Origin of the sequence: Nocardia sichangensis (assembly GCF_047200615.1) — a bacterium.
Taxonomy (GTDB): Bacteria; Actinomycetota; Actinomycetes; order Mycobacteriales; family Mycobacteriaceae; genus Nocardia; species Nocardia sichangensis.
This window is the reverse complement of the sequence record NZ_JBJZOK010000016.1, coordinates 22117-48116: the sequence shown is the minus strand read 5'-3', so window position 1 is coordinate 48116 and position 26000 is coordinate 22117. Positions and strand designations below refer to the sequence as shown.

Genomic DNA, 26000 nt, shown 5'->3' with positions numbered 1-26000 from the left:
GCGCCGGAAGCATCGTGCGGCGACCTGCGGGAACCCCACCGCGCCGGTAGCCTCGGGGCGGGGGCGGGCCGAGCGACGAGGAGTAATGCCATGAGTCGTCCAGTTCGTATCGGAGTTCAGCTACAACCGCAGCACGCGCCGGAGTACCGGCTCATCCGTGACGCGGTGTTGCGGTGCGAGGACGCGGGCGTCGACATCGTGTTCAACTGGGACCACTTCTACCCGCTCACCGGCGATCCCGACGGCGCGCACTTCGAGTGCTGGACGATGCTGGGCGCGTTCGCCGAGCAGACCGAACGGGTGGAGATCGGCGCGCTGGTCACCGGCGGCGGCTACCGCAATCCGGATCTGCTGGCCGATATGGCGCGCACCGTCGACCACATCAGCGGCGGGCGGCTCATCCTTGGCATCGGCGCGGGCTGGTTCGAGAAGGACTACGACGAGTACGGCTACGAATTCGGCACCCCGGGCAGCAGGCTCGAGTTGCTGAAGGAGACGCTCGCCCGGATCAGCGCCCGGCTGCCGAAGCTCAATCCGCGCCCGACTCGCGACCTGCCGATCCTGATCGGCGGCGGTGGCGAGAAGAAGACCTTGCGGCTGGTCGCGCAGTACGCCGACATGTGGCACACCTTCGCCGACCTGGACGTGCTCGCGCACAAGAACAAGGTGCTCGCCGAGCACTGCGCCGCCGTCGGCACCGATCAAGCGCGCATCGAGCGCTCGGTGCAGTGGCCGGGTCTGGAGAAGGCGCCCGCTTTCGTCGAGGCGGGGGTGACCACCTTCACCATCGGGGCCAGCGGACCGGATTACGACCTGAGCGAGGTCGCGAAGGCCGTGCGGTGGCGCGACGAAGTCAACCCGGAACCGGTGAGCGGGCTGGCCTGATCCGGATTGCCCGGCGACTGTTGCGCGAGGGCGGTGTGGAGTTCGAATCACCGTGATCGAAACTCTGGACCGCCGCGGCGGCATGGATTCCGGCAATTCCGGCCCTGGGGTAGCCGTGGGTTAGCAGAATTCCGCCGCTAGGGTTGTCCGTCATGGCTGTTCTGCCCGCTGTTCGGTCTCGTGCGTTGATCGCCGTGATATTGCTTGCCGTCGGTCTCAGCGCGACGGCGTGCGGTTCCGGCTCCGACGACGCGAGCACCGAGCGCAACCTCTGCGCACCGCCCGGCCCGGCCGCCGCCTCCGCCGCGCCGACCAACCTGGCCTCGTCGGCCGCCGCGGGCAGCGACCGCTACACCACCGCGACCACCGCGCCGCTGACCTCGATCGACGTCTCGAAGCTCGGCTTGATCACGCCCGGCAAGCTCAGCGTCGGCACGCTCTCGGACGCGCCGCCGAGCATCTGCGTCGACCGGCAGGGCACGTTCACCGGCTTCGACAACGAGCTGCTGAAGGCGATCGGCGCGAAGCTCGGCCTCCAGGTGGAGTTCTCCGGCACCGAGTTCGCCGGGCTGCTCGCCCAGGTGTCCGGCGGTCGCTTCGACGTGGGCTCGTCCAACATCACCACCACCGACGCGCGCCGCCAGCTGGTCGGCTTCACCAACGGCTACGACTTCGGCTACTTCTCCCTGGTGGTGCCGAGCGGCAGCGGCATCAAGGGGTTCGCCGACCTGAACCGGAGCACACGGATCGCGGTGGTGCAGGGCACCGTGCAGGACGAGTTCGTCGTGAACCAGCTGCATCTGGACCCGGTGAAGTTCCCCGACTACAACACCGCCTACGCCAACTTGAAGTCCGGCCAGGTGGACGCCTGGGTGGCCCCGTCCGCCCAAGCGGAAGGCGCGATCAAGCCGGGCGACGGAACATCGGTGTCGCAGAACACCTTCAGCCTGGACAACTTCGTCGGCTACGCGGTCGCCAAGAACAACCAGCCGCTGATCGACGCGCTCAACAGCGGCCTGGACGCGGTGATCGCGGACGGCACCTACGCCAAGCTCTACACCGACTGGGTGCCACGGGAGCTGCCGCCGGGCTGGAAGCCGGGCTCGCGGGCCGCGCCCGCGCCGCAGCTGCCGGACTTCGCGGCGCTCGCGGCGGGCAAGAAAAAGGACGAGACGGAGCAGAACGCGCCGAAATCCACGGTGCAGCAGTTGCGGGAGACGTTCTTCGACTGGTCGCTGTACCGCAAGGCATTTCCCGATCTGTTGAAGACCGGCCTGCCCAATACCTTGATCCTCGCGGTGGTCTCGGGTGCGCTCGGCACCGTGATCGGCATGCTGCTCGCGGTCGCCGGTATTTCGCGGACTCGCTGGTTGCGCTGGCCCGCGCGGGTTTACACCGACATCTTCCGCGGTTTGCCCGCCGTGGTGATCATCCTGCTGATCGGTCTCGGCGTCGGGCCGGTGGTGCGCAACCTGACCGGCAACAACCCGTACTGGCTCGGTGCGGTCGCGCTGGCGTTGCTCGCCTCGGCCTACATCGGTGAGATCTTCCGCTCCGGCATCCAATCGGTCGAGGCCGGGCAGTTGGAGGCGGCGCGCGCCATCGGTTTCGGTTACCGCCAGGCGATGACGCTGGTGGTGATCCCGCAGGGCGTGCGCCGGGTGCTCCCGGCTCTGATGAACCAGTTCATCGCCCTCATCAAGGATTCCTCGCTGATCTACTTCCTCGGCCTGCTCGCCACCCAGCGCGAGCTGTTCGCCGTCGGCCGCGATCTCAACGCGCAGACCGGCAATCTCTCGCCGCTGGTCGCCGCCGGTCTGGCCTATCTGCTGCTCACCATCCCGCTCACCCACCTGGTGAACTACATCGACCGCCGGATGCGGACCGGCCGACCCGACCGGCCGATCGACCAGGTGGAGGCGGCCACGATCACGGAAGGGCGCGGATAGATGAGTGCCTCCCTCACCGGTACCGGACTGCATCTGACGCTCGGACACAACCACGTGCTGCGCGGGATCGACATCCACGTCGACGCGGGCAAGACCGTCACCGTCATCGGGCCGTCCGGGTCGGGCAAGTCGACCCTGCTGCGGGTGCTGAACCGGTTGTACGAGCCCGATCAGGGCGACGTGCTGTTGGACGGCAAGTCCGTGCTCACCGAGAATCCGGACCGGCTGCGGCAGCGTATCGGCATGGTGTTCCAGCATTTCAATCTGTTCCCGCACAAGACCGTCGCGGAGAACGTCGCGCTGGGCCCGCGCAAGCTGCGCGGCCTGTCCAAGGACCGAGCACGGGCACTGGCCGTCGAGCAATTGGAGATCGTCGGTCTGGCCGACAAAGCCGATTCCCGTCCCGGGAACCTGTCCGGCGGGCAGCAGCAGCGCGTGGCCATCGCACGGGCGCTGGCGATGCAGCCGGAACTCATGTTCTTCGACGAGGCCACCTCGGCGCTGGATCCCGAGCTGGTGAAGGGCGTGCTCGGTTTGATGACCGACCTCGCCTCCGGCGGCATGTCGATGGTCGTGGTCACCCACGAGATGGGCTTCGCCCGCACGGTGTCCGACAGCGTCGTATTCATGGATCAGGGGCAGGTCGTGGAGACCGGCACGCCCGACGCTTTGTTCGACGACGCGCGGACTCCGCGTTTGCAGAGGTTCCTCGCCCAGGTGCTCTGAGTCGGTAGCACATTCGGGGCAACTTTCATTGATGCGCATCTGCTAATGTATTTGTCATCACGATTCCAGCTATCCGCGCGAGGAAAGAGGGAAATTCGATGACCACAGCACACGCCCAGCACACCGGCCACGACCATGTGCACGGCCCGGACTGCGGGCACACGGCGTTCCAGCACGGCGATCACATCGACTACGCCCACGATGGTCATCTGCATCGCGAACACGCGGGTCACTACGACGAATGCGAGCGGTCCGAGCACTGCGAATGCCGCGATCACCCGCACCGGCACGGTCCGAACTGCGGCCACGAGGCCGTCCAGCACGGCGACCACGTCGACTACCTGCACGACGGCCATCGTCACGCCGCCCACGACGGTCACTTCGACGAGCACTGACTCGCGTCGGTCTCCGGTTCTAGAGTCGGGCGGGTGATCGAAGAACTCGAGATTCGTACCGGGGCGGGAACCTTCGACGTACTGGCCGCCGGCGCTCCCGGCGGACGGGAAGTGCTGTTGCTGCACGAGTTCCCCCAAGGCGCACGGGAGTGGGAGTTCCAGCTCCGCGTGCTCGGCGGCGGCGGGTGCCGCGTCGTCGCGCCCGACCAGCGCGGGTACTCGCCGGGAGTGCGGCCGGAGCGAGCCGCCGACTATCGGCTCGAGGAACTGGTCGGCGACGTGGTCGCGATAGCCGACGCGCTGGGGTGGGAGCGCTTCGACCTGATCGGCCACGGCTGCGGCGCGCGGGTCGGATGGGCAGTGGCGGCGGAGCTGCCGGAGCGCGTCCGCACGTTCAGCGCGGTGTCGCATCCGCATCCTTCCGCGCTCCAGCAGGCGATAGCCGAGGACGAGGATCAAGCGTTGCGGTCCCACCATGTGATCGCCCTTCGGCAGCCGCGCACCGCGGAGCGGGCTCTGCTCGCCGACGACGCCGCCGCGCTGCGCCGGATCTTCGAGTGGAAGATCCCGGAGGAACGCGTCGAGGATTACGTGGGCCGGTTGTCGCGGCCCGGCGCGCTCACCGCCGCGTTGAACTGGTATCGCGCCATGGACCTCGCCGGTCCGACCGGCCCGGTGTGCGTTCCCACCTTGTACGTATGGGGCACCGAGGACGCGACCTTCGGCTCCACCGCGGCGCTGGCGACCGGAAAGTACGTCTCCGGCCCGTACCGATTCGAGATGCTCGAGGACGTCTCGCACTGGGTTCCGGAAGAGGCGCCCGAGGCGCTGACCCGCCTGCTGATCCAGCACCTGCTCGCCCATCGCGGGTGAATGCCTCGGCGGCGCTGTTCATCCCGCCGTTCCCCGCACACGGTGTGCGGACGGAGGGAAAGCTGAGTCTCGTCCACCGACAGGCAAGGGAGGTGAACCGTGGACGTCAAGGAAGTCAATCGGCGAACCATCGCCCAGTTCCGAGCGGGCGGCGAGATCGAGGGCATGCAACGCGACCGTCTGATCTTGCTGACCACGATCGGCCGCAGAACCGGCGCCCCGTACACCACCCCGCTGATGTTCCACCACGACGGCGACCGCCTGCTCGTCGTCGCTTCCAACATCGGTGCGCCGAAACATCCCGACTGGTACGTGAACCTGCGGGAGAACCCGCGCGTCACCGTCGAAGTGGGCGAGGAGAGCTATCCGGCGCTGGCCGCCCCGTTGACCGGCGACGACCGTGCCCGCACCTGGGCGATGCTGAAGAACGCCTACCCGTTCTTCGCCGAACACGAGATGCAGACGTCCCGGGTCATCCCGGTGGTCGCCCTCACGCGGGCGTGACGAGCACCGGACTAGCGGCGGGCGCGCGTGTCGGCCGCGTCGACTCGCCGGTCGGCGACCAGGTCGAGCAGGGCGGTCAGATTGTCGGGGTCGGTGGGGTCAACGGCCCCTTCCGGTAGAGCCAGTTCCGTGAGCCGTTGGCCCCGGTGGAAGGCGGCGGGGCGCAGCGGCGGCGCGTCGTCGGGTTGCCCGAGGATGGTGGCGAGGTTTCCGTCGTTGTCGTAGACGGCGTAGTAGCGCATTGGTGGGCTCCTCAGAGGCCGGTCGAGGCGGTCATCCAACTGGTGTTGCTGGTTCTCCTGGTCGCGAATCGTGATGGGTGACGGCGTTCGAGCTTATCCACACGTTCGAAGCTGAGTGTCGGTTTGCGCACTAGTTGCGTTACCCATTCTCGCGCGTTTCCCGCGGCATCGCTGCACGTAGACCGGTATATGGAGACCGCGCGGGATGGTTTGCCCGAGTTAGGCGCACACGGTGGCGAAGGCCGCCCAGAGCACCGGGGAATGCTCGATCCGGCCGGTGTCGCGCCATGCGCTGAGACGGTCGCGCTGCCATTCGGCGATGGCGGTCACGGGGTCGGGTCGCTCGTGCGCCTCGTCGATGGCGCAGATCGTCTCCTGGAGCGGGTGGACCTGCGCCGGTGCGCCCGCGACGCGCTGAAAGGCGAAATCCGTGGGCAGCGGCCACCGGCTGGCGGTGACCAGTTCCGCGCCGCCGGTGATCATCGCGGCGGTCAAGCCGAGCGCTTCGCTGAACCGCAGGTCGCCGCCGCTCTCACAGGCGATCAGCGCGACCCGGCTCGGGATCGGCCACAGTCGTTGTCCGGCAACAGGTTCCGATTCGATGGTATGCGTTCCGAGCAGGAGGTCTTTGGCCGAGAGCGGCCGGTGGGTGCGGGACGGTTCCGCGAAGCCGACGGCATCGGCGGTGCAGGCGAGATGCAGTTCGGCGTCCTCACTGCGGCCCGATCCGGGCGCGGCGGCGGTGACGTGTCCGACGTAGAGCAAGCGGCTCGCGCCCGCGCGCAGGACGGAGCCGAGCCAGTCGCGATCGACATCCGTGCGCCGGAAGGTCTCGACCGGGTTCGCTACCGCGGGGCGCAAGCGGTCGTTCGCGGTGTACATCGCCATTCGTTGTGCGAGCGGGGCTTCAGCGGTCATCCGGCCCAGCACCGAGCCGAGCGTCGAATCGGCGCGGAAGCCGGGAATGCGCGGATCCAGCACCGCGACGACCGGCCGCGCGGCGGTCTCGGTCCAGGTGCGGGCGACCCGTCCGGGCGCTTGCGCGACGCCGGCAGGCGCGAGCAGGCTGACGTCGGCGATGTCGATCAGCCGGACGTCGCGATCCGGCGCGATGAGTTCCCACGGCACCTGGGCGACACGCGGTGACGGTTGCAGCCGGATATGCGGGCGCACGCCGCGCTGCCACAGCTCGTAGAGCTGTGCGGCCAGGCCATAAGGCAAAAGTGCTCGCGAAAGCGCCTGTGCGACGGCATATTCCCGTTCGTAGTCGGCGAACGCGCCGGTGGTGAGCGCCTGCTCGAGACCGCCGGGCTCGGCGGGACGCGGCAGCGCGTCGGCGAGCAGTCCGACCGCCCGCATCGCCGCGTCCTCCGGGAGCACTCCCGCGCCGCGAGGCGGGCTGTCGTCGACCCATCGCCACGACACGTAGATGTCTCCCGCGTCCGCCATGCGGACCAGCACCGTCGGTCGCGTCATACCGTCAGCACCCGATCGTCGCGGATCACCCGGCCGTAGCGCTGTTCGGCGGCGGCGATGAACGGCGCGAGCGCGATTCGGCCTTCCGCGGCAAGTGCCAGGCGCGGTGGCGGAGCGACCGGCAGACCCGCTCCAGCCGCGACCTCTGCCAAGGCGGCGCCCAGTTGCAGGGCGGCGTTGCCGGGATGATCGGTGAAGTCCTCCGGCGGGTCGAGCAGATCGAGCGGAAGCCGTGTGCGAGTCGCCCGTTCGGTGCGATCGAGCGCCAAAGCTGTCCCAGCGCACTGTGTTTCGACCAAATCGGTGACGAGGACACCGTTGCCGGAAAGGTAGGCGAAGCGGAACGCAAGCCGCATCGCGGGGTCGGCGATCTGCCGGTTCCACTGCTCGCGCTGCGTACCGTTCGGCAAGGTGTGGCGCACGGCGTCGATGGCCAGGGCGGCGGGAACGGCGATCCCCACAGCGCGCCAGAGCAACTCCGCGGGCGGCGACTCGGACGCGTCGATCGCGCCTTCCAGGAGCGTCGCGTGCCAGAAATCGAGCTGGGCGCAGTGCAGGCCTAGGCCACGCTCGGCATAGACCGCGAACGCGGCGGCGAGCAATTCCTCGCACTCTGCGACCCGCCCGGACTTGAACGCCACGGTGGCGGAACGAATGCGCAGGTCGGCGGCATCCAGTATGGCGCTAGACGTGACGAAATACGAGAGGCTCCGCCCGTAGAGATCCTGGGCGTCCGCCAGATCGCCGCGGCCCTCGGCGAGAAATCCCATGGTCTTGAGTCCGACCCCGGCCCGATACCCCAGCCCGGCCTGCTCGAAATAGGCCTGACTGGATCGCAGCGGCGCCTCGGCCTCGTCGTACCGCTCGAGGCGGACGAGCATGGTGGCGAGATTCTGTTCGGTCTCGGCGACCGCGTTGCGGTCGCCCGCGGACTCGAACGCGGCGAGCGCTTGCCGCGTGAAATCGACGGCCAGGTCGCGGCGTCCGGTCTCGAAGTAGGTGGCGGCGAGATTCATCAGCGGGTGACCCGCCAGTTGCGGCGCGAAACGCCGTGCCGCGTCGAGTGATTCGGTGGCGATCTCGGCGGCGTAGGCCCAGTTCTGCCGGTGCAGTGCGACGGCGGTCAGGGAGAGCAGGCAGGCCACGCGCAGCACGCCGAGATCGGTGTCGGTGTTGTCGGCGAGCAAGGCGCGTGCTTGCTCCAGCGCCGCTTGCGCCGCGTCGAGATCGCCCAGATGCTGGAGCGCTTGCGACATGTTGACCAGGGCATTCGGGCGCAATCGCGATGCGTGTTCGGGCATCTCGGCCAACGCCGAGCGGTAGAGGGCGAGCGAGGCGGCGTGGTCGCCGAGTTCGTCGGCCATGCTCGCGGCGTTGATGATCGCGCCGAGCCGGATATCGCCGGTTGTTCGTTCAGCGGCGTCCTCGAACAGGCGTTTCGCCTCGGCGGGGTCGCCGCGGGTGTATGCGGCGGCGCCAGCGGCGAGCAGTTCCCGGCCGTCGTCCGGAGTCGCCTCGGTCATATCAGAAGTCCGAATCCGACGCGGCAGCGGCGATTTCCGCCAGCAGGAGCGAGTCGGCGGAGTTGCCGGATGCTTCGTCCGCGCGGTGCAGCCGCGTCGTGACCAGGTCGCGAATCCGCGCTCGGCGCGTCGCCGCGTCCGGCTCCTGTTCGTCCACGCCGACGCCCGGGACGTAGATGTGCACGGTCACGCCCGCTTCCGCTCCGGCCGGGGCCGTGCTCTCGGCCCGCCAGAGCTCGCCGTCGCGGATCAGCGGCACGTCGGCGGCGTCTGCCGGAGTGCGAATTCCGGCCCTGGGATGCAGGTGTGCCGGTAGGTCCGTTGGCGAAAGTGGGGCGGCGACCGCGCTCACCCGCACTATCGTGGTCCCCGCCGCGCGCACCACTTCCCAGGACACGGCGCGCTCCGAGGCGTCGAGCAGGCCCGGCGGGCAGCGATGCCAGTCCCAGCCCGCGCTGCCCCTGGCCAGGACGAGAGCGCCGGGCGCGACGATGGTGGCCGGTCCGGCGGCGAGCGCGTAATCCTCCGCGCGGCCGAGTGCCCGTGCGGCCGTGCGTTCTTCGGGAGTCGCGTCGGCGCCGTCGACGATCAGATCGCATTCCTCGCTCAGCGTGGCTATCTCGTCTTCCAGCAGGTCTTCGTCCAGCGGGGCGATGCCGTCCAGAGTCGACGCGGGCCACCAGCGTGCCGCCCAGCGGGCGTAGCCGAGCCGCCAGGCATGCGCGGCGAGGTCGGGCAGTGCGGGCTCGGCCGTGTATTCCCCTTCACTACCGCTCGTTTCGTCGAGAGCGATGGCCACCTCTGGGCCGTACACCGCCCAGATCCACTCCTGTGCGAGGTCGAGGTCGTCGAGCACCGCCGCCGGGGTCGTCTGCCCGCTGAGCAGGCTCCACGTCAGATGCCCGCCCGCCACCTCGAGCACGAGCACGTCCACCCCGGCCGCGCCGTCCACGACGGTCGGAGCGTCGTCCGGCGCGATGATCCACAGGCCGTCGCGGCGGCGGATGCGTACGGTCGTCATCAGCTCGCCTTCGTTTCCGCCGCGTCCGGCTCACCCACGCTCGCCCGCACGCTCAGCGCCCGCTTGACCCGCGTGCGATGGTCCAGGATCACCGAACGCGCCACACCGTCGAGCAGATCCCACAGCTCGTCCGGATCGTAAACGGCGAACTCTCGGACATCTCTGCCGTGCAAGCGGACCCACAAGCGCCGCAGGTACGGCTGCCACGGCGTGATCAGCTCGGCGGCGATGGCGGCCAGCGGACCGGTGGGCCGCTCGGCGGACACCACCAGCCGCCGCGCCTGCAACACGTATGCTTCCCGCTGCCAGCGGCTGTTCACCACCTGATGCGCCGTGGATTGCGTTGTTTCCGTCGCTGTTTCGGCTAGACGGAGCCGCGGTCGGCCCGTCGACTGTTCACGACGGTGCTCGATGGGCGCCAAACCGGTCGCCAGCGCGGTCCCCGCCGTCGCTGTTACGCGCAGCGACTCGTCCAGCAGCGCCCACGGTGCACAACTCCGCGCGATCTCGGCGTCGACCAGCTCGGGGATCGGCGGCAGCTCCGCGCGCTCGGTGGATGCCTGGAGCACGGTGAACACCCGCTCGTACACGGTGCGATCGAACGGGAGACCGAGGGTCGATTTCGAGGCCGAAGAACCGATCGCGGGGCGAGGCGGCACCGGATGCGTGGTCAACCCGAGTTCCTGAGCGGACGCGTCCTGCCACAGCCGGATCCCCGCGTGCGTACCCGCATGGGCGGCGATCAGCCGGTCCAGGGTCTCCTGTCCGTCGGCGTCCTCACCGAGTCGTGCGGCCGCACAGGCTTCCAGCAGCTCGTCCACCTCCGCGTCGTGGTCACCGCCCGGCGGGCCGGTGAGCGGACGCCGCCGCCAGGCCAGCTCGAGCAGACCGGCCAGCTCCCGTTCCCGCTCGCGGTCGGTGAGGTATTCCTTCAGCGCTTGCGTGGTGCGTCCGGCGGTGTACTCGTGGATCTCGCGCAGTGCGTCCTCCGCGACTCCGCGCGCCCGCGCCGGATCCGGCATACCCGAGGTGGTCGCCAGCTCGAAACAGCGCTGGAAATACAGATCCTGCGGGTGCCCCTCGGTGATCCGCAGCGTCCGCCGCACCTGCTTGAGCACCGTGAACCAGGCCGCCGTCGCACGCAGTACATCGGCCGCCGCCTGAATGCGCGCCTCCAACAACACCGCGCCATCCGCCGTCAGGATCGGCCCCGCGCACAACGGATGCTGCACGGGCCGGATCACCAACGGGTCGAGCACGAGCTTCACCGTCCGGCGCAGCGGACCCCCGTGCGGGCCGCTGAGCGGTTCGACACCCTCGAGCCTGCGCCACACCTCATCGAGCACCATGGCGCGCGGTCGTCGCATGCGTGCAGTGTATTGCCGCGACTCTCGTCCCGGCGGGTTCGCGGCAACCTCACGACGGATTCCTCGGCGTCGGTCGTACACGAACCGGCGCCGCAAGCAGTCGCGCTGCTACCTGTGCGGAGCACTTATCTCTTCAAGGGCTCCGAGGTAAGCCGTCACCACCAGGAACGGACGTTTCGTATCGGACACCGAATTGTCCACACTCACTGTCGGTTTCAGATCTGCCAGTCGTAACATCCAGCCGCTGACGGCCGAAGAGAACCCTGAACAGGAGGAGATTCTATGAAGAAAGTGTTGACTACCGCTGTACGCGTCGCGGCGGCCGGTGTTTCGGGTTTGGCATTCGTCGCAATTGTCGGTTCCGGGACCGCCCAAGCGGCGCCGCAGGATTGCGTCGTCGAGCGAGACCTTTTCGGTGCGTCGACGACTTGCCAACCCGACGGAGGAAGCAACTACGTCTTGCACGTCGACTGCTTCGGCCTCTACGCCAGCGGGCCGTTCCCGCAGTATGGTGTCGGCTCCTATCAAGCGCTCAGCTACCCCTTCACGCCGAGCGGCCAGCGCGTCACCACGGGATGCACGGGAATGGGTCCCGGTGTGGTGGCGGTGGCGACCAACGCTTACGTCGAGATTTATCGCGGTTAGGTTCTGTCTCGAAGTGGTGTGACTTCGAACTGGGTGTGGCTTACCACACACCATTGAATCCGGGGCCTAAGGTCTGACTCGGTCCGCCCATCGGGGGCAGCTGAGTGGAGGGATTCGAAGAATGAAGTTCGAGAAGATCACCGCTGCCGTTTTCCTGGCCGTCTCGGCCGTGGGTATCACCGCGGCGACCGCCCATGCGGAACCGGCCATAACGGAGCAGCCGACTGCGGGGTACACGACTTCCGGTGTGGATCACGGAATCCCCTACGAGATCACTGTTTCGCCAGTCGACGGCGTCGTTACCACTACCGTCGAGAACGGCAGGTTCGAGATCGCACAGAACGGTGCGGTGGTGCTCGAGTCCGGCGACGGAGCGGCAGTGACCGAAGTGCCGCAACAGTACGACGTCGACGGGCATTCGATCGCGATCGCGCAGCACATCGGCGCGGACGGCCGCACCCTGACCTCGACACCGACCGCAGAAGATACCGCGCAGCTGAAGGACATCAGCTCCTACGACCGGCTCAAGGAGCAGATCAACAAGAACCTGCCCGGCGTCGTCGCCGGTGCCATCGTGGGCGGTCTCCTCGGGGCGTGCGTGATCCTGGTCTGGGGAGTCAGCATCCCCATCGGTGCGCTGATCGGTGGAACCATCGGCGGATACGCCATGGGTGGCCCGGAGTTCCTCGATGCCGTACAGGGGTTTGTCGCCAACCAGGGCAGGTGAGATAGCGGCCGACTCGACACGGCCGGTCGCCCGCGGACCCGGCCGTACTGTACGAGCCCTCCAGCGGTGCACGACGGAAGGGCTCATAGCAACCTGCGTGCGGCAGGCTATCCGGCTGGCTCGGCCCGGTCACCGGCGATGTAGGGACCGCGGACGTAGTCGATGTCGTCCGCGTCGGGGAAATCGGCATCGTGGTACCCGGTTGTGCCGCTGCGGCGGGCCGACAAGAGCCGCCGCGATGACCAACACGGCGAACAGCCCCCGAGATGCGGGAAGATAAGGGCGTGGATCAGGAGATTTCGAGAGCCGGCGCCGACCTGCTGGCGGCCGACATCGAGTCGGCTCTCGGCTTCGAGGTACACATCGACGAAACGATCCCCGAGCATCGGCGCCGGATGTCTTTTGCACCGGCCTGGTGGATCGAATTCAGCGTCCCGGCACTGAACGTCTTCGTCGGCACCAGCCCCGGCGAGTTCACGCCCAGCGGTGTGGCATGCGAGCTCGCCTGGCATATCCACGACGACGTCCTGTCCCGCAGCGGGAAGATCTGGCCCGCCGACCCTGCGGGTGGGGACCAGCCGTTGCTGCCCACCCTTGACGGATGGTGCGGACAGGGCGGCTCGACACCGTTCGGGCAGGTCGAGGCAGCGAAGGATCCCGATCCGGACCTCGACGGTGTGGTCCGGTGGTGGCTGCCCCGCCATTCCGACGGGCTCATTGCCAGCCACTCCGGCGACGTGTGGTTCTGCCTGTGGGAGTACAAAGGCGACGAACAACTCATTACCCCGGGCATGCCGGTGACATGGTCCATCGGCGAAGGCGGACACGGAAAGTACCGCAAGGCAAGCGAAGTCCGGCCAGCTCAGCCGTAGTTTCTTCTTGGAGAGCCGCGCGGCCGAGGTGTCTCGTGCACGATTGTTCACGAGACACGCTGCCCCGCAACATGTTTCCGCATGCTGAATGTGTAAAGCATCCCGTGTACGCGGCAACGTCAACCTGTCGGGGGTTACCAATACATTCCGTGCATGAGAATCGGCTACGGGCGGGTATCCACCCGCGATCAGCATCCGGGGCCCAGCACGCCGCGCTCACCGCGGCCGGGTGCGAGCAGATCTTCCTCGACAAGGTTTCCGGCAAGCTCGCCTCCGTCCGGAACTTGACAAGGCGCTGCTGGTGGCCAACCGGGAAGGCGATCAACCAGCGGTGCACGACGGAAGGGCTCGTAGCAACCTGCGTGGGGCAGGCTATCCGCCAATCACCTCGACGAACGCGGACAGCCACGAGAACCACCGCCTCACACTCGCCGTGGCAGCATGAGGTATTGAGAATCCAGGTGACGCCCTTGTGCCGTTGCCACCAAATCTAGTGGCACTAGATTGTCAAGCAATGCTACAGTCGGGCTATGGGGATCCAGACGCGACGAGAACGTGAGCGCGCCGAGCGGCACCGGCTGATCATCGATACCGCTCGGGAGTTGGCCGAGTCGCAGGGCTGGGACGCGGTGACTGTGCGCAGGCTGGCGGAACGGATCGAATACAGCCAGCCTGTGCTGTATTCGCATTTCGCGGGCAAGGACGAGATCGTCACGGCGGTCGCCGAGGAGGGGATCGCGGAGATGGCCGCGTGGAGCCGCGCGGCGTTGGAGTCCGCGGGCGGTGAGCCGCGCGCGGCGTTGGCGGCGGTGGCGCGGTCCTACCTCGAGTTCGCGACCGCGCGGCCCGCGCTCTACGACGCGATGTTCCTGATGAAGGTGAACCTCGCGTTCGGCGAGAATGCCTCGCAGCCGCTGCGGGACGCGTTCGCCGTCATGTTCGCCGCTTTCTCACCGTTCGCGGGCGAGCACGATCCGGAGACTTTCACCGAGGTCGGTTGGAGCGCCCTGCACGGCCTGGCGACCCTGGACCGCGGCGGACGTCTGCGACCGGCTCAGCGGGACGCCCGTGTGGCGGTGTTGATCGACCAGTGGACCCGGTAGACCTCTGCAGTGGTGAGCGCACCGATCTGGGTCGTCATTTCTGCCCTGGCCCGGGCGCTCCCAGAACTCTTGTCTGCCAGAGACTCTTACATCCCTGATTTCGTCGCGTAGTTCCGTACGCGGTTTGTGACCGATTCGCGGTTTCGGCGAGCCGCGGTTTCCTGTTTCCGGTGCGCCGAATCCAGGTCAGGCCGGAAACGGCCATTTTTCGCCCCATCGCATCGCGCGGTATGCGGCAGAGGGGTGCGTCTGCGCGGGTGGCCTCGGTGTGCGGCAGTGATGCCGTCGCTCGAGCTGCGGCGGCGTCACCGGGCAGCTGGTCGGATCGCCCGCGTCGAGGTGGGGGTTGTCGGGTGCCGTCGATCGCCGAACCCGAAGCGGTCGGGCTGCCCGCAACTCGGTCGACGAGGGCCGGGACGGTAATGAGCCCCAGTCCTACCGGCGGATCCGGCGGACCGAAGACCTGTCAGCGTCAGGTGACCGGCTTGCCGGGCGACGGTGTCCGCTCGGTCGGAACACGCATGTGCGGCTTGCTGATCCGAGCCGGACCCTGCGGTAGCGATCGAAAATCTAGCAAAGCTAGACAAGATAGCGAGCGAATGTTACCGTTGCTCCAGTTCCTAACGACGCTAGAATTTGGAAAGGGAGCCGAGAATGCTCATCGTCACCGGCCAGATCATCGCCGCCGCCGCCGTTGTCTCGAACGCCATCGTCTATGGCACCGATGTCTCCGTGGCCATGATCACCCGATCGGTCTACCGCAAGCTCGACGACGCGACCGTGACCATGAGTGCGGGATGGGGTCACTACTACGGCGACAGGCGCATGCCGGTCGTCGGCGTGGTCGGTGTGGTCAGCGCGGTACTCACGCTGCTGATCGCGTTGTGGGCCGGGCAGATCGGCGCCGCTGTCGCGGCGGGGATCACGGTGGCGGCACTGCTCACCTGGCTGGCCTTCTACGTCCGCATCGCCAAGCCGATCAATTCCCAGCAGACCGCCGCCGCGCGAAGCGGCATCATCCCGACCAATGCCCGTGCCCTGCAGGACAAGTGGGACAGCATTCTGAAATACCGGGTCACCCTGCAGTTCGTCGCCATTGCCGGACTGTGCGCCGCGCTGATCCTGTTCTGACCTCAGAGCACGCGGCAGGCAACAGCTTGCGCTTCCCGCGCCCGACAACTCACAGCTGATCGCCGGGCGCACATCTGATATCGAATCCACCAAGGAGTAACCGACATGACCTTCACCATCAACGAACAGCAATTCCTCGCCGAGGCCGGGATCGGCCGGCTGGCCACGGTGTCGCCCGACGGCGTCGTGCAGAACAACCCGACCAGCTATCGGGTGAACGCCGACGGCACGATCGACATCGGGGGCATGCGGATGCGCGCCAGTCGAAAGTACCGCAATGTCGAGGCAGGCAGCCGGGTCTCGTTCGTCATCGACCAACAGGTTTCATTGGAGCCATACGTGATTCGCGGCATCGAGGTACGCGGCACCGCCGAGGCGCTCGATGACGAGGAGCCACCGTTCCACCCCCAGGAACGCGCGATCATCCGAATTCACCCCGAACAGGTCATCTCCTGGGGCATCGACGGCGGACCCTTCGACTTCACCAGTCGCCGCACCGAGTAGTCAGGAGTGCCGATCGGCATAGCGGGTGTGCGAGTGGGGCGATCGTCGCAACCTCCCGAATCGGGAGTGTTGCGACGATCGCGTGAACACGCCATATCCGGGCCGTAGAGCCTCGTTCCCCACTGGTCGGGCGCGCCCTTGCCGTCGGCGGCGCACCAACCGAGTGTGTCCGAGGCAATCGCGGTGGCGGCGCCGCCTGACGGCTTGACCCTCACGCAGCGTGAGGCTGGAGGGTGGGGTGCATGAGTGATTACTACAACGCGTTCGAGATCAGTCCCGTGCCCGCTCCCGGCCCGGACGCGGTCCCGCCGGAGCCGTTTCGTGGCATTTATGGAATGCCCGCGTTCGTGACTATCCCCACGAGCGATTTGGCGGCGTCGGTGGATTTCTGGATTCGTGGGCTCGGGTTCTTCGAGCTGTTCAGCATTCCCGGCAGAGTTGTGCATCTGCGCCGGTGGGCCTTTCAGGACGTCCTCCTCGTCCCGGCGGGGAGCGTTCCGGAGCAGGCGCCGGCGGTGAGCTTCAGTTTCGCGTGCGTGCTCAGCCAGGTCGATTCCCTTGTTGAGAACTGTCGTGCGTTGCGCCCGAACTCGGTCGACGGTCCACGGGATACCCCGTGGAACACCCGTGACGTGGAGGTGATCACCCCCGAGAACGCGCGGATCGTTTTCACTGCGGCGAAGCCCTTCGATCCGGCCAGTCAGGAGGCGCGGAATCTCGAGGCCGTCGGGATCACCCCACCGGGTGTCGGTCGCGGCGACAATGTTGAGCATGCCTGATGCCACTGACGCCGATGGCCTGACTGTCGGTCAGGTCTCGACGCGTCTGGGCGTGACGGTCCGCGCGCTACACCACTGGGATGAGATCGGTCTGGCGCGCCCGTCGCTGCGGACGGTTGCCGGATATCGGCTCTACACCGCAGGTGATCTGGAACGCCTGCACCGCATCGTCGTCTACCGTGAGCTCGGTCTCGGCCTGGACAGGATCCGGGCCATCTTGGACGATTCGGCCGCAGACGTGCCCGGCGCATTGCGCGCGCAGCGCACCCAGATCGCCGAACGGATCGACCGGCTCCAGCAACTCGGCGCCGGACTGGATCGGATGATCGACGCCCACGAGCGCGGCCTGCTGCTGACCGTGGAGCAGCAGGCCGCGATCTTCGGCCCCCAGTGGCAGCCGGACTGGCCCGCCCAAGCCCGTCAGCGCTACGGAGACACGACGCAATGGCAGCAGTACGCCGAACGCGCAGCCTCTCGCGGTCCGGAGGAATGGCAGGCCATCGCCGACGCCATGGCCGACCTCGACCGTGCCCTCGGGGATGCGATGGAAGCCGGGGTCACACCGGGGAGCCCAGAAGCGAATCAGCTCGTCGAGCGGCACCGCGAAGTTTTCGCTTCGTACTTTCCACTCACCAGGCAGATGCAGGTCTGTCTCGGCCGCAGGTACGAGGCTGACCCGGGATTCGCCGCCCACTACGACGGCATCCGCGCAGGCCTTGCCACGTGGTTCCGTCGAATCATCGACGCCAGCGCGCGCGCCCACGACATCGACCCGGACACCGCGAACTGGGAGTAGAGCGGGGGCGGAGTCATCCGAAACGGATGAACGATCGCACGGGTTGTCACTTCACTTTCGCAGTTTTGGGCGAACGGGTGTTCGACGCGTACGGCGATGTTCTCGGCTACCAACTACGGGCGCGCGGCCAACCCCGCCGGACAGCGTGTAAAGAGTCTTTACAGTCCCGCACTCCAGCGCTGACCACCCCGCCACGACCAGGAGAACCCGATCTGTAAGCGGCTACTCAAGACTGGTGGTAGGGCTCGATCCCGGCCAGGATCAGTCCCAGGTACCCGGTGGGAGGCTCTCTAAGCGGCTGCCCACCAGCGTCGTCGGTGTGGCTCGCTAATGGCTTGCGTCCCATCGGGTTACCGTGCGGGCGTGGCTGGAAAGGGGTCTGCCCTGGCTCGAAGTAGCGGTGCCTTCCTGCACGGATACCGATCCGTCGATCTGGAAGGATACCGATGTCGGTCATCATCGGCATTGACCCGCACAAACGCTCGGCCACCATCGAAATCATCGACTCCGACGCGAAGATCCTCGCGACCGGGCGTTACGGCACCGACACCGCCGGATACAGTGAAATGCTCGTCGCCGCAATGATTCCCGCAACGGGTATGGGCGATCGAGGGTTGCAACGGTGTCGGACGGCATGTGGCGCACCGGCTCGTGGCCGACGGGGAAACCGTCATCGACGTGCCCGGCCGTGCCCGCACCGAACTGTTGAACCGTATTCACCGGCTGCTGCTGGAACTGGTGCCCGGAGGTGCCAAGAGGTTTCTGTCGGCCATGCAGGCCCGCGCCCTGGCCGAGACCGTTGAACCCGGCGATGCCGCGGCCCGGGTTCGTTTACGGCTGGTGAACGAGCTGATCGACGATCTCGAGGTCGTCGACCGGAAAACAAAAGCTGCGGACAAAGAACTCAAGCAACTGGTTCTCGCACGCGGGTCGACTCTGATGGATCTGAACGGCATCGGACCCTGCGGTGCGGCACGGATTCTCGCCGACACCGACAACGTCCACCGTTTCGTGTCCCGGGACCGGTTCGCTTCCTGGAACGGCACCGCACCCTTGGATGCCTCCTCCGGCCAGCAGCAACGACACCGGCTCTCCCGAGCCGGCAACCGCAAGATCAACCACGTCCTGCACACCATGGCCGTGGTCCAACTGCGTCACCCGACGGCAGGCAGGGGCTATTACGACAGCAATGTCAGTTCATGTCGAGATGTCATGCCCCCGAGGCCATGCACTGGCGGATACCCAATGATGGGAAGTTGATCGAGGCCCGGACCCCTAGCCTCGGGACGAGACCGCGCCGGTCCCATCCATCATCGAAATCGAACGTTTCCGCGTTCCTCCAGAGGTTGTTGTATGACTCGCACTACGCCGCCACGTCCGGTCGATCTCGTGGCCGTCTTTCCTGAGCTGGCGCCACTGGCCCGCACCGCGACTCGGTTGCACCCCAGTCCGGGAACACCATCGGCGCACGACAGTTCGATCGGGGGGCCACTGTTGTGGCCGGCGAGCGAGCCATGGCCGTACTGCCACGCTGAGGACCACGATTTGGAACCGGATTCCGACGGTTCGATTGCGATGGTGCCGGTCGCGCAGTTGTATGTCCGTGACGTGCCCGGTTTGTCTCCGCCCGAGGGGGCGGACCTGCTGCAAGTGTTGTGGTGCCCCTTCGAGCACGACGACGATGGTATGCCCAAGACCGCACTGTTCTGGCGGTTGGCAGCGGCGATCACCGACGTTCTGATGGATCCTCCGGAACCCGCGGAGTACGAGGAAGACCTGGTGCCCGATTCGTGCATGATCGATCCGGAACAAGTGATCGAATACCCGCACTCAGGGGAGCTCGAGGGGGAGCTTCGGCAACGAGTGGACCAGTGGACCATGGCCCAGATTCCCGGAGTCGAGTTCGGCGGTCTCGAAGACGACGATCACCCTTACAACTTCTTGTGTATCGCACCCGGATGGAAGATCGGCGGCTTTATCAGATGGGGCATGCAAGATCCCTATCCGAATCCTTGCCCCACCTGCGGCACCCCGACCGAGCCGCTACTGACGATCGCCAGCCGCGAGTGGCGATCCGACATCCACCACTGGATTCCGTATGAGGACCAAGCCGCCAACATCTCATGGGGCGCTTACCAAGGCGGGCCGAGCACGCCGACCCAGATCTGCGTCTCCGACGTCAACGACCAGATCATCCGAATCTGCCCGGTGTCACATGAGCACCCACACATCCAGATGATGCAATAACCAATTACACGCTGAACGTTCACTTCCACGGCTGCGGTGTAACCGTGCTCGGCATTACCGAGCACTATGGTTCAGGATAGTCAGGTAGGTCTGAGCGACCGGAATGGCAGCTGACGTGTGACAGCAGGTGACCTTGTCGGCGTGTCGGGGAATCGGCGGCGGGTGTGTGGGGTGATGATCGGCGGTTTGTGTCGATTCCTGCGGTACCGAAGTCGTTGCGGCCCTTGCTGGATGCGTTCCGGCCGTGTTTCACCACCCCCACCTTCACCACGTTCGTCGCCCTGACGGTCGGGGTGATCGCCGCGCCCACGCGGCGGACGGTGTGCGGCATGCTCACCGCCGCCCGGCTCGGCGGGACGTGGCATCACAGTCGCGCGCATCGGTTCTTCGCTTCTGCCCGCTGGAGCCTGGACCGGGTCGGTGTGGTGATGCTGGGGCTGGTGGTCGGCTGGCTCACCCCGGCCGGTGCGCCGCTGTTGATCGCGGTCGATGACATGCTGTTCCGGCGCAGCGGCAAGAAGGTGCACGGTGCGGTGTGGGCCTACGACGGCTCCCGCCAGGTCGCCAAAGGCCAGGCCAAACTGTCCAAAGGCACGACTTTCGTCGTTGCGGCGGTGGTGGTGGTGGCGCTGCCGTTCGCGGAGCGTCCGATCGCGTTGCCGGTGCTGTTCCGGTTGTGGCGCCCCGGCGGGCCGACGAAAACCGTCCTCGCCCGCGACCTGGTCCGGCTGATCGCCGCCGCCCGCTCCGACCGGCGCATCCACGTCGTCGCCGACGGCGCCTACGTGTGCAGCACTCTGCGGCAGCTGCCTGTCAACGTGACCTTGACCGGGCCGCTGCCCCGCAATGCCGCCCTCTACGAGGTGCATCCCGACCTGGACAACCCGCCGAATATGCGCGGGCGACGGGGCTGGCCCCGCACCCGCGGCGAAAGTATCGGCACCCCGGCCGATCTCGCCGCCACCACACCCGGACAGCAGGTCACGGTGACCCGCTACGGTCGCACCGCCACCGTGACCGTGCACGAACGCCGCTGCCTGTGGTACGGCGCGTTCCGATCCCAGCCGGTGCGGGTGCTGGTCGTGCGCGAACCTCGCCGATCCGGTCTGGCGCTGCTGACCACCGACACCACCACCGCGGCAGCCGAACTCATCGAGCGGTACTCGATGAGGTGGTCCGTGGGAGGTCGCATTCTTCGACGCGAAGCATGTCACCGGCGCCGACGAGGCCCGCAACCGCACCCGGCTCGCGGTGGAGCGCACCGTCCCTTTCGGGATGCTCACCCAGACCCTGGTGATCCTCTGGTATCACCTCGCCGGGCATTCACCGGGCGTCGTCGCCGAGCACCGCGGCCGGGCGCGCTGGTACACCACCAAACACCATCCCAGCTATCCCGACATGCTCGCCAAGCTGCGCCGCACGCTGATCGCTGCCCAATATGGTGCCGACCTACCTGGCGACCCCACCCCTGAACAAATTCACACCATTCGCCTGGCCTGGGCAAACACCGGCACCTGATCGCGAAACACGAGGTTGTCAGAGGCCGCGCAGACCTTTGCCGAAGACGACGGTGCCCATGATGAGCAGCACGATGGCCAACACCAGGTGGCTGTTGGCCTGGAGCCGATTGCGCAGGCGTTCGAGCGGGTTGCGTAGCCGGTCGGCGGCGAGGATGTAGCCGAGAATCACGGCTAGCACGCTGGAGGCGGCGAGCAGAGTGAAGACGGCGACGGCGACGATCTGGCCGCCGACGCTGGTGTTGCTGGAGCCGATGATCACGCCTGCCGACAGGCACAGCAGCAGATTCTTCGGGTTCACGGCCGACAACAAGATCCCCAGCCCGGTGGCCCTGGCGACGGTGAGTCGGTCGACCGCGCGCATCCACCCGGGTACCTCGGTGTCGGTGCGCGACCGCCACTGTGCCACGGCCAGCGCCAGGAGCAGTATCCCGAGCACGATCTTGACCCATGCGCCCGCCGTCGAGGGTTGCCGATCCGCCGAACCACCCAGCGACCCGGACAGCAGCGCCACAAGCGTTGTCGCCGCGAGGATGCCGACGACCCAGCCGAGCGCGAACCCGCGACCGGCTCCGCCCGCGTGGGCCGACAGGATCATCAAGATCGCCGCGATGATCGGAATCGGTGAGATCGCGACCCCTACCGCGAGCGGCAACAGATCGCCCAGGACAGCGCCCATCTTCCGAACCCTAGAGCAGCCACCGCCCCGTTCAGGGGATGCGGACCTTTGTCGTCGACCTTCGTAACCACCCTGTGCCCCTGGGCCGGGCTCCGCCGTGGCGATATCACCCCGGAGGGAGGAGGACAGATGACCCGCCTATTTCGACCGCCAGAAGCTCGGTGCCGGTGCCCCCACCACGCAGCGGTCCGGCAGTTCCAGGGTTGGGCCGCCCAGTGGGAAATAACGTAGAAGTTGTCAACGATGGCTCGACACGAAGGACAGTGAGGACGATGGCACGTAGTTGGAAGGACGTGAAAAATGACGTGCATGCGCAGGGACTCATTGATCCGGCGCATGTCGCCGAGGCAAAGCTAGAGATCGAAGGGGCGCAGCGGGCTTATCGGCTGGTGCAGGTCCGTAAGGCTCCTGACAGGCTCCCCGGCAGCACCGGAGGGACTCCTTCCGGAAAACCTGGCGGCAACCGGTAGGCAGCGACCAAAACTGCAGGAGATACTGTTGGAGTTCGATATGTCGAAGCTGACCCCCGCGGAACGCGATTTCGTGGACGGAGCTCTCGCCAGCTGGGTGGGAGTCTCGACGAACGCGCCGATCCCAGTGCGCGCACTGGGGTTCGCCGATCGTGATCGGTTCGATGACGAAACCGTCAGGCTCCGTCACGCTGTCCGCGACGGCATCATGCTGACCGAGGTCGAGACTGCCAGGGTGCTGTTTCTGAGCGAACTGGCTTTCGGCAGCGATCTATTCGGCGCGGGTGTCGAGTCTAAAATCGTCAACGGAATACGCGACGCCGAAGCGATCACGATCCTGCGTTCCTTGCAACGGAAGCTCCATACCCGTGCTGGAGCCAAAGCGCTGTTCGAGCCCGAACTTTATGCACCCGAATAATTCTGAGCCTCATGGTCCGTCGTACAGTTTCTCGTTCATCGCCCGTGTGGGCGGCTACCTCGCGATACTGGATACCCACGGCGTCGCATGGACTCGTCTGGAATCGGATGACCCAGGCCATGTTCTCTACGACGATCCCTACCAGGTCATCGTCACCCCTCGCTGATTCCGCCTCGGACGTATGTGGTTCGCATGGTGGGAAGACCACGAGTGGCACATGGTTGCGGCAAAGCCCGAGAGCCCTCTCCACCATGCGCCACTCGCGGATCTCTTCCTGTTGGCGTTGAGCGTTCATGGTCCGTCGTAGAGGCGCTCGTTCGGCAACCGCCGTAGGCCGGTCGTGTCGCCGGGAAGCACCTCGACGGAGTCGACGAACTGTCGTCGGTGCTGCTCCTGGAGGAACCATAGTGCGGATGTGAGGCAGGCGGCGAAGTCCAGGCGGTGACCGTCGATCACCACCGCCAAGCGCACGTCCGGCTGCTCCGGGTGCGGCGATACCTGCTCTCGGGTGTGGTCGAGGGCGGGTTGGCGTTTGCGCCGTACGGCAGATTCCGTGCGGGCGGCTTGCATGAACACTCCCTGACGGTGGACTTCGGGAGGAGCGACGGGCGTACCGTCACCCTCCGATTTCCTGATTCTGTACAGCGCCGCTATGTAGGTGGCGCAGGTCATGGGTGGGCAATCTTGGTGATGGTGGTAGGCCGTGCGCGCGGCCTCGTAGCTTTGCATCGGCCAGTGCGGGTTGTTGTGGTCCAACCACGAAAGCGTCCGCGCGAGGACGTTGGTGTCGTAGCACGGTCCGCTCGGGTCGGCCTCGGCATCGCCGTTGGCTGCCATCCTGTTTCGAACACCTCCCGCGAAACGGCGGCACGGAGCCGCCACGGAATTTCGGAGTTAAGTGCGTATGGCCGCCGCCCTTTAGATGGACGGGCAGCGGTTACGCCGGAATCAGCTCCGCGTGCACCCACGGCTCGCGGCGCGGCTCGGTGAGGTCACACATGTGCTGGACATCGGCGTCGAATGGGAGTGTTCGGCTCGCGGCCAGGTCCAGATAGAGCTTTTCGGCGTAGGTGACGCGGTACTCCAGGATGGCGGCGCTCACGAAGAAACAGATCGCGAGCCACGAGACGACGCCGAAGGCGATGAGCGCAGGCATCATCGCGTTACCGGCCGTAGCGCGGAGCCGTAGCAGTCTGCAACCCCACGTCGGACCATGCCCGCACGGCATCGACGACAGCAAGGCCGGACGGTAGGAAGGCGTTCCGAGCCGGGACAATCCATTGCCGGATGGAGCCGTTCGGGCTAGGGGAGGGGAGTGCGATAACGGCTCCCTCTCGCGCGATGCTCACGTCCCTGCGGAACATCTCGGCGAACAGTTTGACGTCGTCGTCTTCGATGTCGGGACTGATGAGGAACGTCCAGCGACCCGAACGCGGGTGTCCGACAATAGGTCCGAGCGCGACGCCTCTGCTCTGCATGTGCGCTTTCACCGCTCGGCCCAACCTGCTCGGCATCGTCACCGCCCACACCGATCCGGCGCGCATCACGATCCGGCCGAGTTCCGGTGGGTCGATCACGGCGTTGAAACCGCAACTCCTGCGGTAGAACATGCAGCGGGACACTGGTGTGTCCCCGAACGCTCCTTCATCCATCGGTAGACCTCAACTCACGTAGAAGGCGGGTAGGTGCGCCCGGCCCCGGCCCCCGTGCTGGGCGGTGCACCGGCGTCGGAAGCGTGAGCGGAAGATCGCCGTCGCTTGCTCACGCCGCCGGGCGCACGATCAGGAGACACCCAAAATCCCCTCGCCGCGACGATTTCAACGCAAACGTTCGCAAAAATCTGTTGCCGTTTTAGTTGTTGACGCATCCTTGTTCGAGTTGCAACACACTCCGGAAGGTCGAGATGGCAACAGATTCCACAATCGCCCGGCGCATCCTGGGCATGCAGCTGGAGACGCTGCGCGAGCGCGCTGATATCACAAGAGATGCCGCAGCTACCGCGATCGCCTCCGCCCGATCAACGATCTGGAAGATGGAGACCGGTCAACCGGTGCGCTTCAACCCGGTCCTGATCGAGCGACTGTGTCAGCTCTACAACGCCACCGAGAAGGAGACGCAGGTCGTCCTAGAGCTGGTCAAGGAAACCAAGGGCGCAAAAGGCTGGTGGCAGGCATTTGCCGAGGACACGATCCCGAAAGACTTCAACCTGTTCGTAGGTCTAGAAGATGCCGCCAACCGGATTACGTCGTACCAGAGCACTGTCTTGCCCGGCCTGCTGCAAACCGACGACTACCGGCGAGCGATCATCTGGGCCGAGTACCCGAACATGCCGGTGGAAGACGTTAAGCGGCACTTGGAGGTCGGACGGAAGCGTCGATCGCGGCTCACTGCCAAGAAGAACCCAGTAGCCATGGATGTGTTCGTTGACGAGTCCGCCCTTCGCCGCACTGCGGGAAGCGCCTCGGTCATGACTGCACAGCTTCAGCATCTCGCCGATGTCGGACAGTCGGCGAACATTGCGATACGGGTCGTGCCGACATCGACCGGCATCTACCGCGCGCTCTTGATCGGTTCTTTCGTCCTCCTCGAGTTCCCCCGGCAATCCACCGCAGATCTCACCATGCCCCCGGTGGTCTACCTCCAAGGCTTCATCGGCGACCTGTACCTTGAGAAAACCGACGAGGTGCGGCAGTACCGTCAAGTCACTGCCGAGCTGGACCGCTTGGCACTGGACCGGGCTGCGAGCCGAAATCTCGTCCTCCAGGTTGCGAAGGAGTATGAACGGTGAACGTTGATCTATCCGGCGCGGTGTGGTTCAAGAGCACCCGTAGCGGGACGAAGGATTGTGTCGAGGTCGCCCACCTCGAAGGCGGCATGGTCGGCGTCCGCGACTCGAAGAACCCGACCGGCCCGGCGCTGGTGTTCACCCCCGGCGAATGGGACGCGTTCACCGCTGGCGTGAACGACGGCGAGTTCAAGCGCCCCTAGCAGTAAGCAACCACCGCGGCCCGGCCCCTGTCCTCGAATGGACTGGGGCCGGGCCGTTTTCGTTGTGATACGCGGCGCTTTATGGCGCGTTTCGCGCTGTTAGGTGGCTGAGGATCTGGAAGGGCATGCGGTCGGTTCAGCCGTGCGTGGCCTGGCGTCGAAG

29 protein-coding genes are annotated in these 26000 nt (G+C 66.5%); 20 read left to right on the top strand and 9 right to left on the bottom strand.

Features of this window, described 5'->3' with window-relative positions:
• Positions 1–90: 90 nt before the first annotated feature.
• The 6 genes from ACL03I_RS22165 to ACL03I_RS22140 all read left to right on the top strand — a co-directional run bounded on the left by ACL03I_RS22165 (position 91) and on the right by ACL03I_RS22140 (position 5332).
• Complete coding sequence (locus ACL03I_RS22165) at positions 91–885, top strand: LLM class F420-dependent oxidoreductase (RefSeq protein ID WP_355071212.1); 795 nt, start codon at positions 91–93, stop codon at positions 883–885.
• 152 nt (positions 886–1037) lie between these two features.
• Entirely contained in the window at positions 1038–2834 is a 1797-nt protein-coding gene (locus ACL03I_RS22160) for an ABC transporter substrate-binding protein/permease (protein WP_355071214.1), read from the top strand.
• Positions 2835–3560, top strand: a complete 726-nt coding sequence (locus tag ACL03I_RS22155) for an amino acid ABC transporter ATP-binding protein (RefSeq protein ID WP_355071216.1) — start codon at positions 2835–2837, stop codon at positions 3558–3560.
• Between the two features lie 98 nt (positions 3561–3658).
• Positions 3659–3955 carry a hypothetical protein gene (locus ACL03I_RS22150; protein WP_355071217.1) on the top strand — a complete coding sequence of 99 codons (297 nt, stop codon included), beginning with the start codon at positions 3659–3661 and terminating at the stop codon, positions 3953–3955.
• A 33-nt stretch (positions 3956–3988) separates the two neighbouring features.
• Complete coding sequence (locus tag ACL03I_RS22145) at positions 3989–4828, top strand: alpha/beta fold hydrolase (protein ID WP_355071219.1); 840 nt, start codon at positions 3989–3991, stop codon at positions 4826–4828.
• Between the two features lie 99 nt (positions 4829–4927).
• Entirely contained in the window at positions 4928–5332 is a 405-nt protein-coding gene (locus ACL03I_RS22140; RefSeq protein ID WP_356963070.1) for a nitroreductase family deazaflavin-dependent oxidoreductase, read from the top strand.
• 11 nt (positions 5333–5343) lie between these two features.
• Here the strand turns inward: ACL03I_RS22140 and ACL03I_RS22135 are convergent, their stop codons facing one another.
• From ACL03I_RS22135 to ACL03I_RS22115, 5 genes are all read right to left on the bottom strand, one after another.
• Positions 5344–5574 carry a hypothetical protein gene (locus tag ACL03I_RS22135; protein ID WP_355071223.1) on the bottom strand — a complete coding sequence of 77 codons (231 nt, stop codon included), beginning with the start codon at positions 5572–5574 and terminating at the stop codon, positions 5344–5346.
• Positions 5575–5793: 219 nt separating this feature from the next.
• Entirely contained in the window at positions 5794–7050 is a 1257-nt protein-coding gene (locus tag ACL03I_RS22130) for a CHAT domain-containing protein (RefSeq protein ID WP_412806868.1), read from the bottom strand.
• Positions 7047–8573 (bottom strand): tetratricopeptide repeat protein, encoded by a 1527-nt coding sequence (locus tag ACL03I_RS22125; RefSeq protein ID WP_412806867.1) that lies wholly within the window; start codon positions 8571–8573, stop codon positions 7047–7049. Before ACL03I_RS22125 ends, ACL03I_RS22130 begins: the two co-directional genes overlap by 4 nt.
• A 1-nt stretch (position 8574) precedes the next feature.
• Positions 8575–9594, bottom strand: coding sequence for a hypothetical protein (locus ACL03I_RS22120; RefSeq protein WP_412806866.1), 1020 nt, complete (start codon positions 9592–9594; stop codon positions 8575–8577).
• The gene (locus ACL03I_RS22115; RefSeq protein ID WP_364424875.1) at positions 9594–10943 is read right to left on the bottom strand and encodes a hypothetical protein; all 1350 of its coding nucleotides are present in this window, start codon (positions 10941–10943) and stop codon (positions 9594–9596) included. Before ACL03I_RS22115 ends, ACL03I_RS22120 begins: the two co-directional genes overlap by 1 nt.
• Before the next feature lie 300 nt (positions 10944–11243).
• Between ACL03I_RS22115 and ACL03I_RS22110 the strand changes: the two genes are divergently transcribed.
• From ACL03I_RS22110 to ACL03I_RS22060, 11 genes are all read left to right on the top strand, one after another.
• Positions 11244–11606, top strand: a complete 363-nt coding sequence (locus ACL03I_RS22110) for a hypothetical protein (RefSeq protein ID WP_355071230.1) — start codon at positions 11244–11246, stop codon at positions 11604–11606.
• A gap of 121 nt (positions 11607–11727) precedes the next feature.
• Positions 11728–12333 carry a hypothetical protein gene (locus tag ACL03I_RS22105; RefSeq protein ID WP_397276154.1) on the top strand — a complete coding sequence of 202 codons (606 nt, stop codon included), beginning with the start codon at positions 11728–11730 and terminating at the stop codon, positions 12331–12333.
• Between the two features lie 284 nt (positions 12334–12617).
• Complete coding sequence (locus ACL03I_RS22100; RefSeq protein ID WP_412806865.1) at positions 12618–13205, top strand: hypothetical protein; 588 nt, start codon at positions 12618–12620, stop codon at positions 13203–13205.
• A 530-nt stretch (positions 13206–13735) separates the two neighbouring features.
• Positions 13736–14308, top strand: coding sequence for a TetR/AcrR family transcriptional regulator (locus ACL03I_RS22095; protein ID WP_355071236.1), 573 nt, complete (start codon positions 13736–13738; stop codon positions 14306–14308).
• 654 nt (positions 14309–14962) lie between these two features.
• Entirely contained in the window at positions 14963–15439 is a 477-nt protein-coding gene (locus ACL03I_RS22090) for a DUF1772 domain-containing protein (RefSeq protein WP_412806864.1), read from the top strand.
• A gap of 105 nt (positions 15440–15544) precedes the next feature.
• Complete coding sequence (locus ACL03I_RS22085) at positions 15545–15943, top strand: PPOX class F420-dependent oxidoreductase (protein ID WP_412806863.1); 399 nt, start codon at positions 15545–15547, stop codon at positions 15941–15943.
• 335 nt (positions 15944–16278) lie between these two features.
• Positions 16279–16722, top strand: coding sequence for a VOC family protein (locus tag ACL03I_RS22080; protein ID WP_355071242.1), 444 nt, complete (start codon positions 16279–16281; stop codon positions 16720–16722).
• On the top strand, positions 16715–17518 hold the full coding sequence (locus ACL03I_RS22075; protein WP_364424799.1) for a MerR family transcriptional regulator: 804 nt from the start codon (positions 16715–16717) through the stop codon (positions 17516–17518). Before ACL03I_RS22080 ends, ACL03I_RS22075 begins: the two co-directional genes overlap by 8 nt.
• Positions 17519–18154: 636 nt before the next feature.
• Positions 18155–18778, top strand: coding sequence for a transposase (locus tag ACL03I_RS22070; protein ID WP_412806862.1), 624 nt, complete (start codon positions 18155–18157; stop codon positions 18776–18778).
• Positions 18779–19063: 285 nt separating this feature from the next.
• Positions 19064–19765 (top strand): hypothetical protein, encoded by a 702-nt coding sequence (locus ACL03I_RS22065; protein ID WP_364424797.1) that lies wholly within the window; start codon positions 19064–19066, stop codon positions 19763–19765.
• Between the two features lie 188 nt (positions 19766–19953).
• On the top strand, positions 19954–21237 hold the full coding sequence (locus tag ACL03I_RS22060) for an IS701 family transposase (RefSeq protein ID WP_412806861.1): 1284 nt from the start codon (positions 19954–19956) through the stop codon (positions 21235–21237).
• 64 nt (positions 21238–21301) lie between these two features.
• On the opposite strand, the gene ACL03I_RS22055 is transcribed toward ACL03I_RS22060, so the two are convergent.
• Positions 21302–21961 carry a GAP family protein gene (locus ACL03I_RS22055; protein WP_364424795.1) on the bottom strand — a complete coding sequence of 220 codons (660 nt, stop codon included), beginning with the start codon at positions 21959–21961 and terminating at the stop codon, positions 21302–21304.
• 498 nt (positions 21962–22459) lie between these two features.
• Here ACL03I_RS22055 and ACL03I_RS22050 point away from each other — a divergent pair, with 498 nt between their 5' ends.
• Positions 22460–22849 carry a hypothetical protein gene (locus ACL03I_RS22050; RefSeq protein ID WP_412806860.1) on the top strand — a complete coding sequence of 130 codons (390 nt, stop codon included), beginning with the start codon at positions 22460–22462 and terminating at the stop codon, positions 22847–22849.
• 291 nt (positions 22850–23140) lie between these two features.
• On the opposite strand, the gene ACL03I_RS22045 is transcribed toward ACL03I_RS22050, so the two are convergent.
• From ACL03I_RS22045 to ACL03I_RS22035, 3 genes are all read right to left on the bottom strand, one after another.
• Complete coding sequence (locus ACL03I_RS22045; protein ID WP_379249406.1) at positions 23141–23686, bottom strand: hypothetical protein; 546 nt, start codon at positions 23684–23686, stop codon at positions 23141–23143.
• A gap of 100 nt (positions 23687–23786) precedes the next feature.
• Positions 23787–24008 (bottom strand): hypothetical protein, encoded by a 222-nt coding sequence (locus tag ACL03I_RS22040; protein WP_412806859.1) that lies wholly within the window; start codon positions 24006–24008, stop codon positions 23787–23789.
• Positions 24009–24012: 4 nt separating this feature from the next.
• Entirely contained in the window at positions 24013–24459 is a 447-nt protein-coding gene (locus ACL03I_RS22035; RefSeq protein WP_412806858.1) for a DNA-directed RNA polymerase subunit beta, read from the bottom strand.
• Between the two features lie 293 nt (positions 24460–24752).
• Here ACL03I_RS22035 and ACL03I_RS22030 point away from each other — a divergent pair, with 293 nt between their 5' ends.
• Together ACL03I_RS22030 and ACL03I_RS22025 are read left to right on the top strand one after the other, a co-directional pair.
• Complete coding sequence (locus tag ACL03I_RS22030) at positions 24753–25637, top strand: helix-turn-helix domain-containing protein (RefSeq protein ID WP_412806857.1); 885 nt, start codon at positions 24753–24755, stop codon at positions 25635–25637.
• Positions 25634–25837 (top strand): DUF397 domain-containing protein, encoded by a 204-nt coding sequence (locus ACL03I_RS22025; protein ID WP_280412159.1) that lies wholly within the window; start codon positions 25634–25636, stop codon positions 25835–25837. The genes ACL03I_RS22030 and ACL03I_RS22025 overlap by 4 nt, the downstream gene beginning before the upstream one ends.
• Positions 25838–26000 lie beyond the last annotated feature (163 nt).

Coding starts and splice junctions, on each gene's coding strand:
- ACL03I_RS22165 (WP_355071212.1), top strand. CDS start 91: ATGAGTCGTCCAGTTCGTATCGGAGTTCAGCTACAACCGCAGCACGCG.
- ACL03I_RS22160 (WP_355071214.1), top strand. CDS start 1,038: ATGGCTGTTCTGCCCGCTGTTCGGTCTCGTGCGTTGATCGCCGTGATA.
- ACL03I_RS22155 (WP_355071216.1), top strand. CDS start 2,835: ATGAGTGCCTCCCTCACCGGTACCGGACTGCATCTGACGCTCGGACAC.
- ACL03I_RS22150 (WP_355071217.1), top strand. CDS start 3,659: ATGACCACAGCACACGCCCAGCACACCGGCCACGACCATGTGCACGGC.
- ACL03I_RS22135 (WP_355071223.1), bottom strand. CDS start 5,574: ATGCGCTACTACGCCGTCTACGACAACGACGGAAACCTCGCCACCATC.
- ACL03I_RS22130 (WP_412806868.1), bottom strand. CDS start 7,050: ATGACGCGACCGACGGTGCTGGTCCGCATGGCGGACGCGGGAGACATC.
- ACL03I_RS22125 (WP_412806867.1), bottom strand. CDS start 8,573: ATGACCGAGGCGACTCCGGACGACGGCCGGGAACTGCTCGCCGCTGGC.
- ACL03I_RS22120 (WP_412806866.1), bottom strand. CDS start 9,594: ATGACGACCGTACGCATCCGCCGCCGCGACGGCCTGTGGATCATCGCG.
- ACL03I_RS22115 (WP_364424875.1), bottom strand. CDS start 10,943: ATGGTGCTCGATGAGGTGTGGCGCAGGCTCGAGGGTGTCGAACCGCTC.
- ACL03I_RS22110 (WP_355071230.1), top strand. CDS start 11,244: ATGAAGAAAGTGTTGACTACCGCTGTACGCGTCGCGGCGGCCGGTGTT.
- ACL03I_RS22105 (WP_397276154.1), top strand. CDS start 11,728: ATGAAGTTCGAGAAGATCACCGCTGCCGTTTTCCTGGCCGTCTCGGCC.
- ACL03I_RS22095 (WP_355071236.1), top strand. CDS start 13,736: ATGGGGATCCAGACGCGACGAGAACGTGAGCGCGCCGAGCGGCACCGG.
- ACL03I_RS22090 (WP_412806864.1), top strand. CDS start 14,963: ATGCTCATCGTCACCGGCCAGATCATCGCCGCCGCCGCCGTTGTCTCG.
- ACL03I_RS22085 (WP_412806863.1), top strand. CDS start 15,545: ATGACCTTCACCATCAACGAACAGCAATTCCTCGCCGAGGCCGGGATC.
- ACL03I_RS22080 (WP_355071242.1), top strand. CDS start 16,279: ATGCCCGCGTTCGTGACTATCCCCACGAGCGATTTGGCGGCGTCGGTG.
- ACL03I_RS22075 (WP_364424799.1), top strand. CDS start 16,715: ATGCCTGATGCCACTGACGCCGATGGCCTGACTGTCGGTCAGGTCTCG.
- ACL03I_RS22055 (WP_364424795.1), bottom strand. CDS start 21,961: ATGGGCGCTGTCCTGGGCGATCTGTTGCCGCTCGCGGTAGGGGTCGCG.
- ACL03I_RS22045 (WP_379249406.1), bottom strand. CDS start 23,686: ATGGCAGCCAACGGCGATGCCGAGGCCGACCCGAGCGGACCGTGCTAC.
- ACL03I_RS22040 (WP_412806859.1), bottom strand. CDS start 24,008: ATGATGCCTGCGCTCATCGCCTTCGGCGTCGTCTCGTGGCTCGCGATC.
- ACL03I_RS22035 (WP_412806858.1), bottom strand. CDS start 24,459: ATGTTCTACCGCAGGAGTTGCGGTTTCAACGCCGTGATCGACCCACCG.
- ACL03I_RS22030 (WP_412806857.1), top strand. CDS start 24,753: ATGGCAACAGATTCCACAATCGCCCGGCGCATCCTGGGCATGCAGCTG.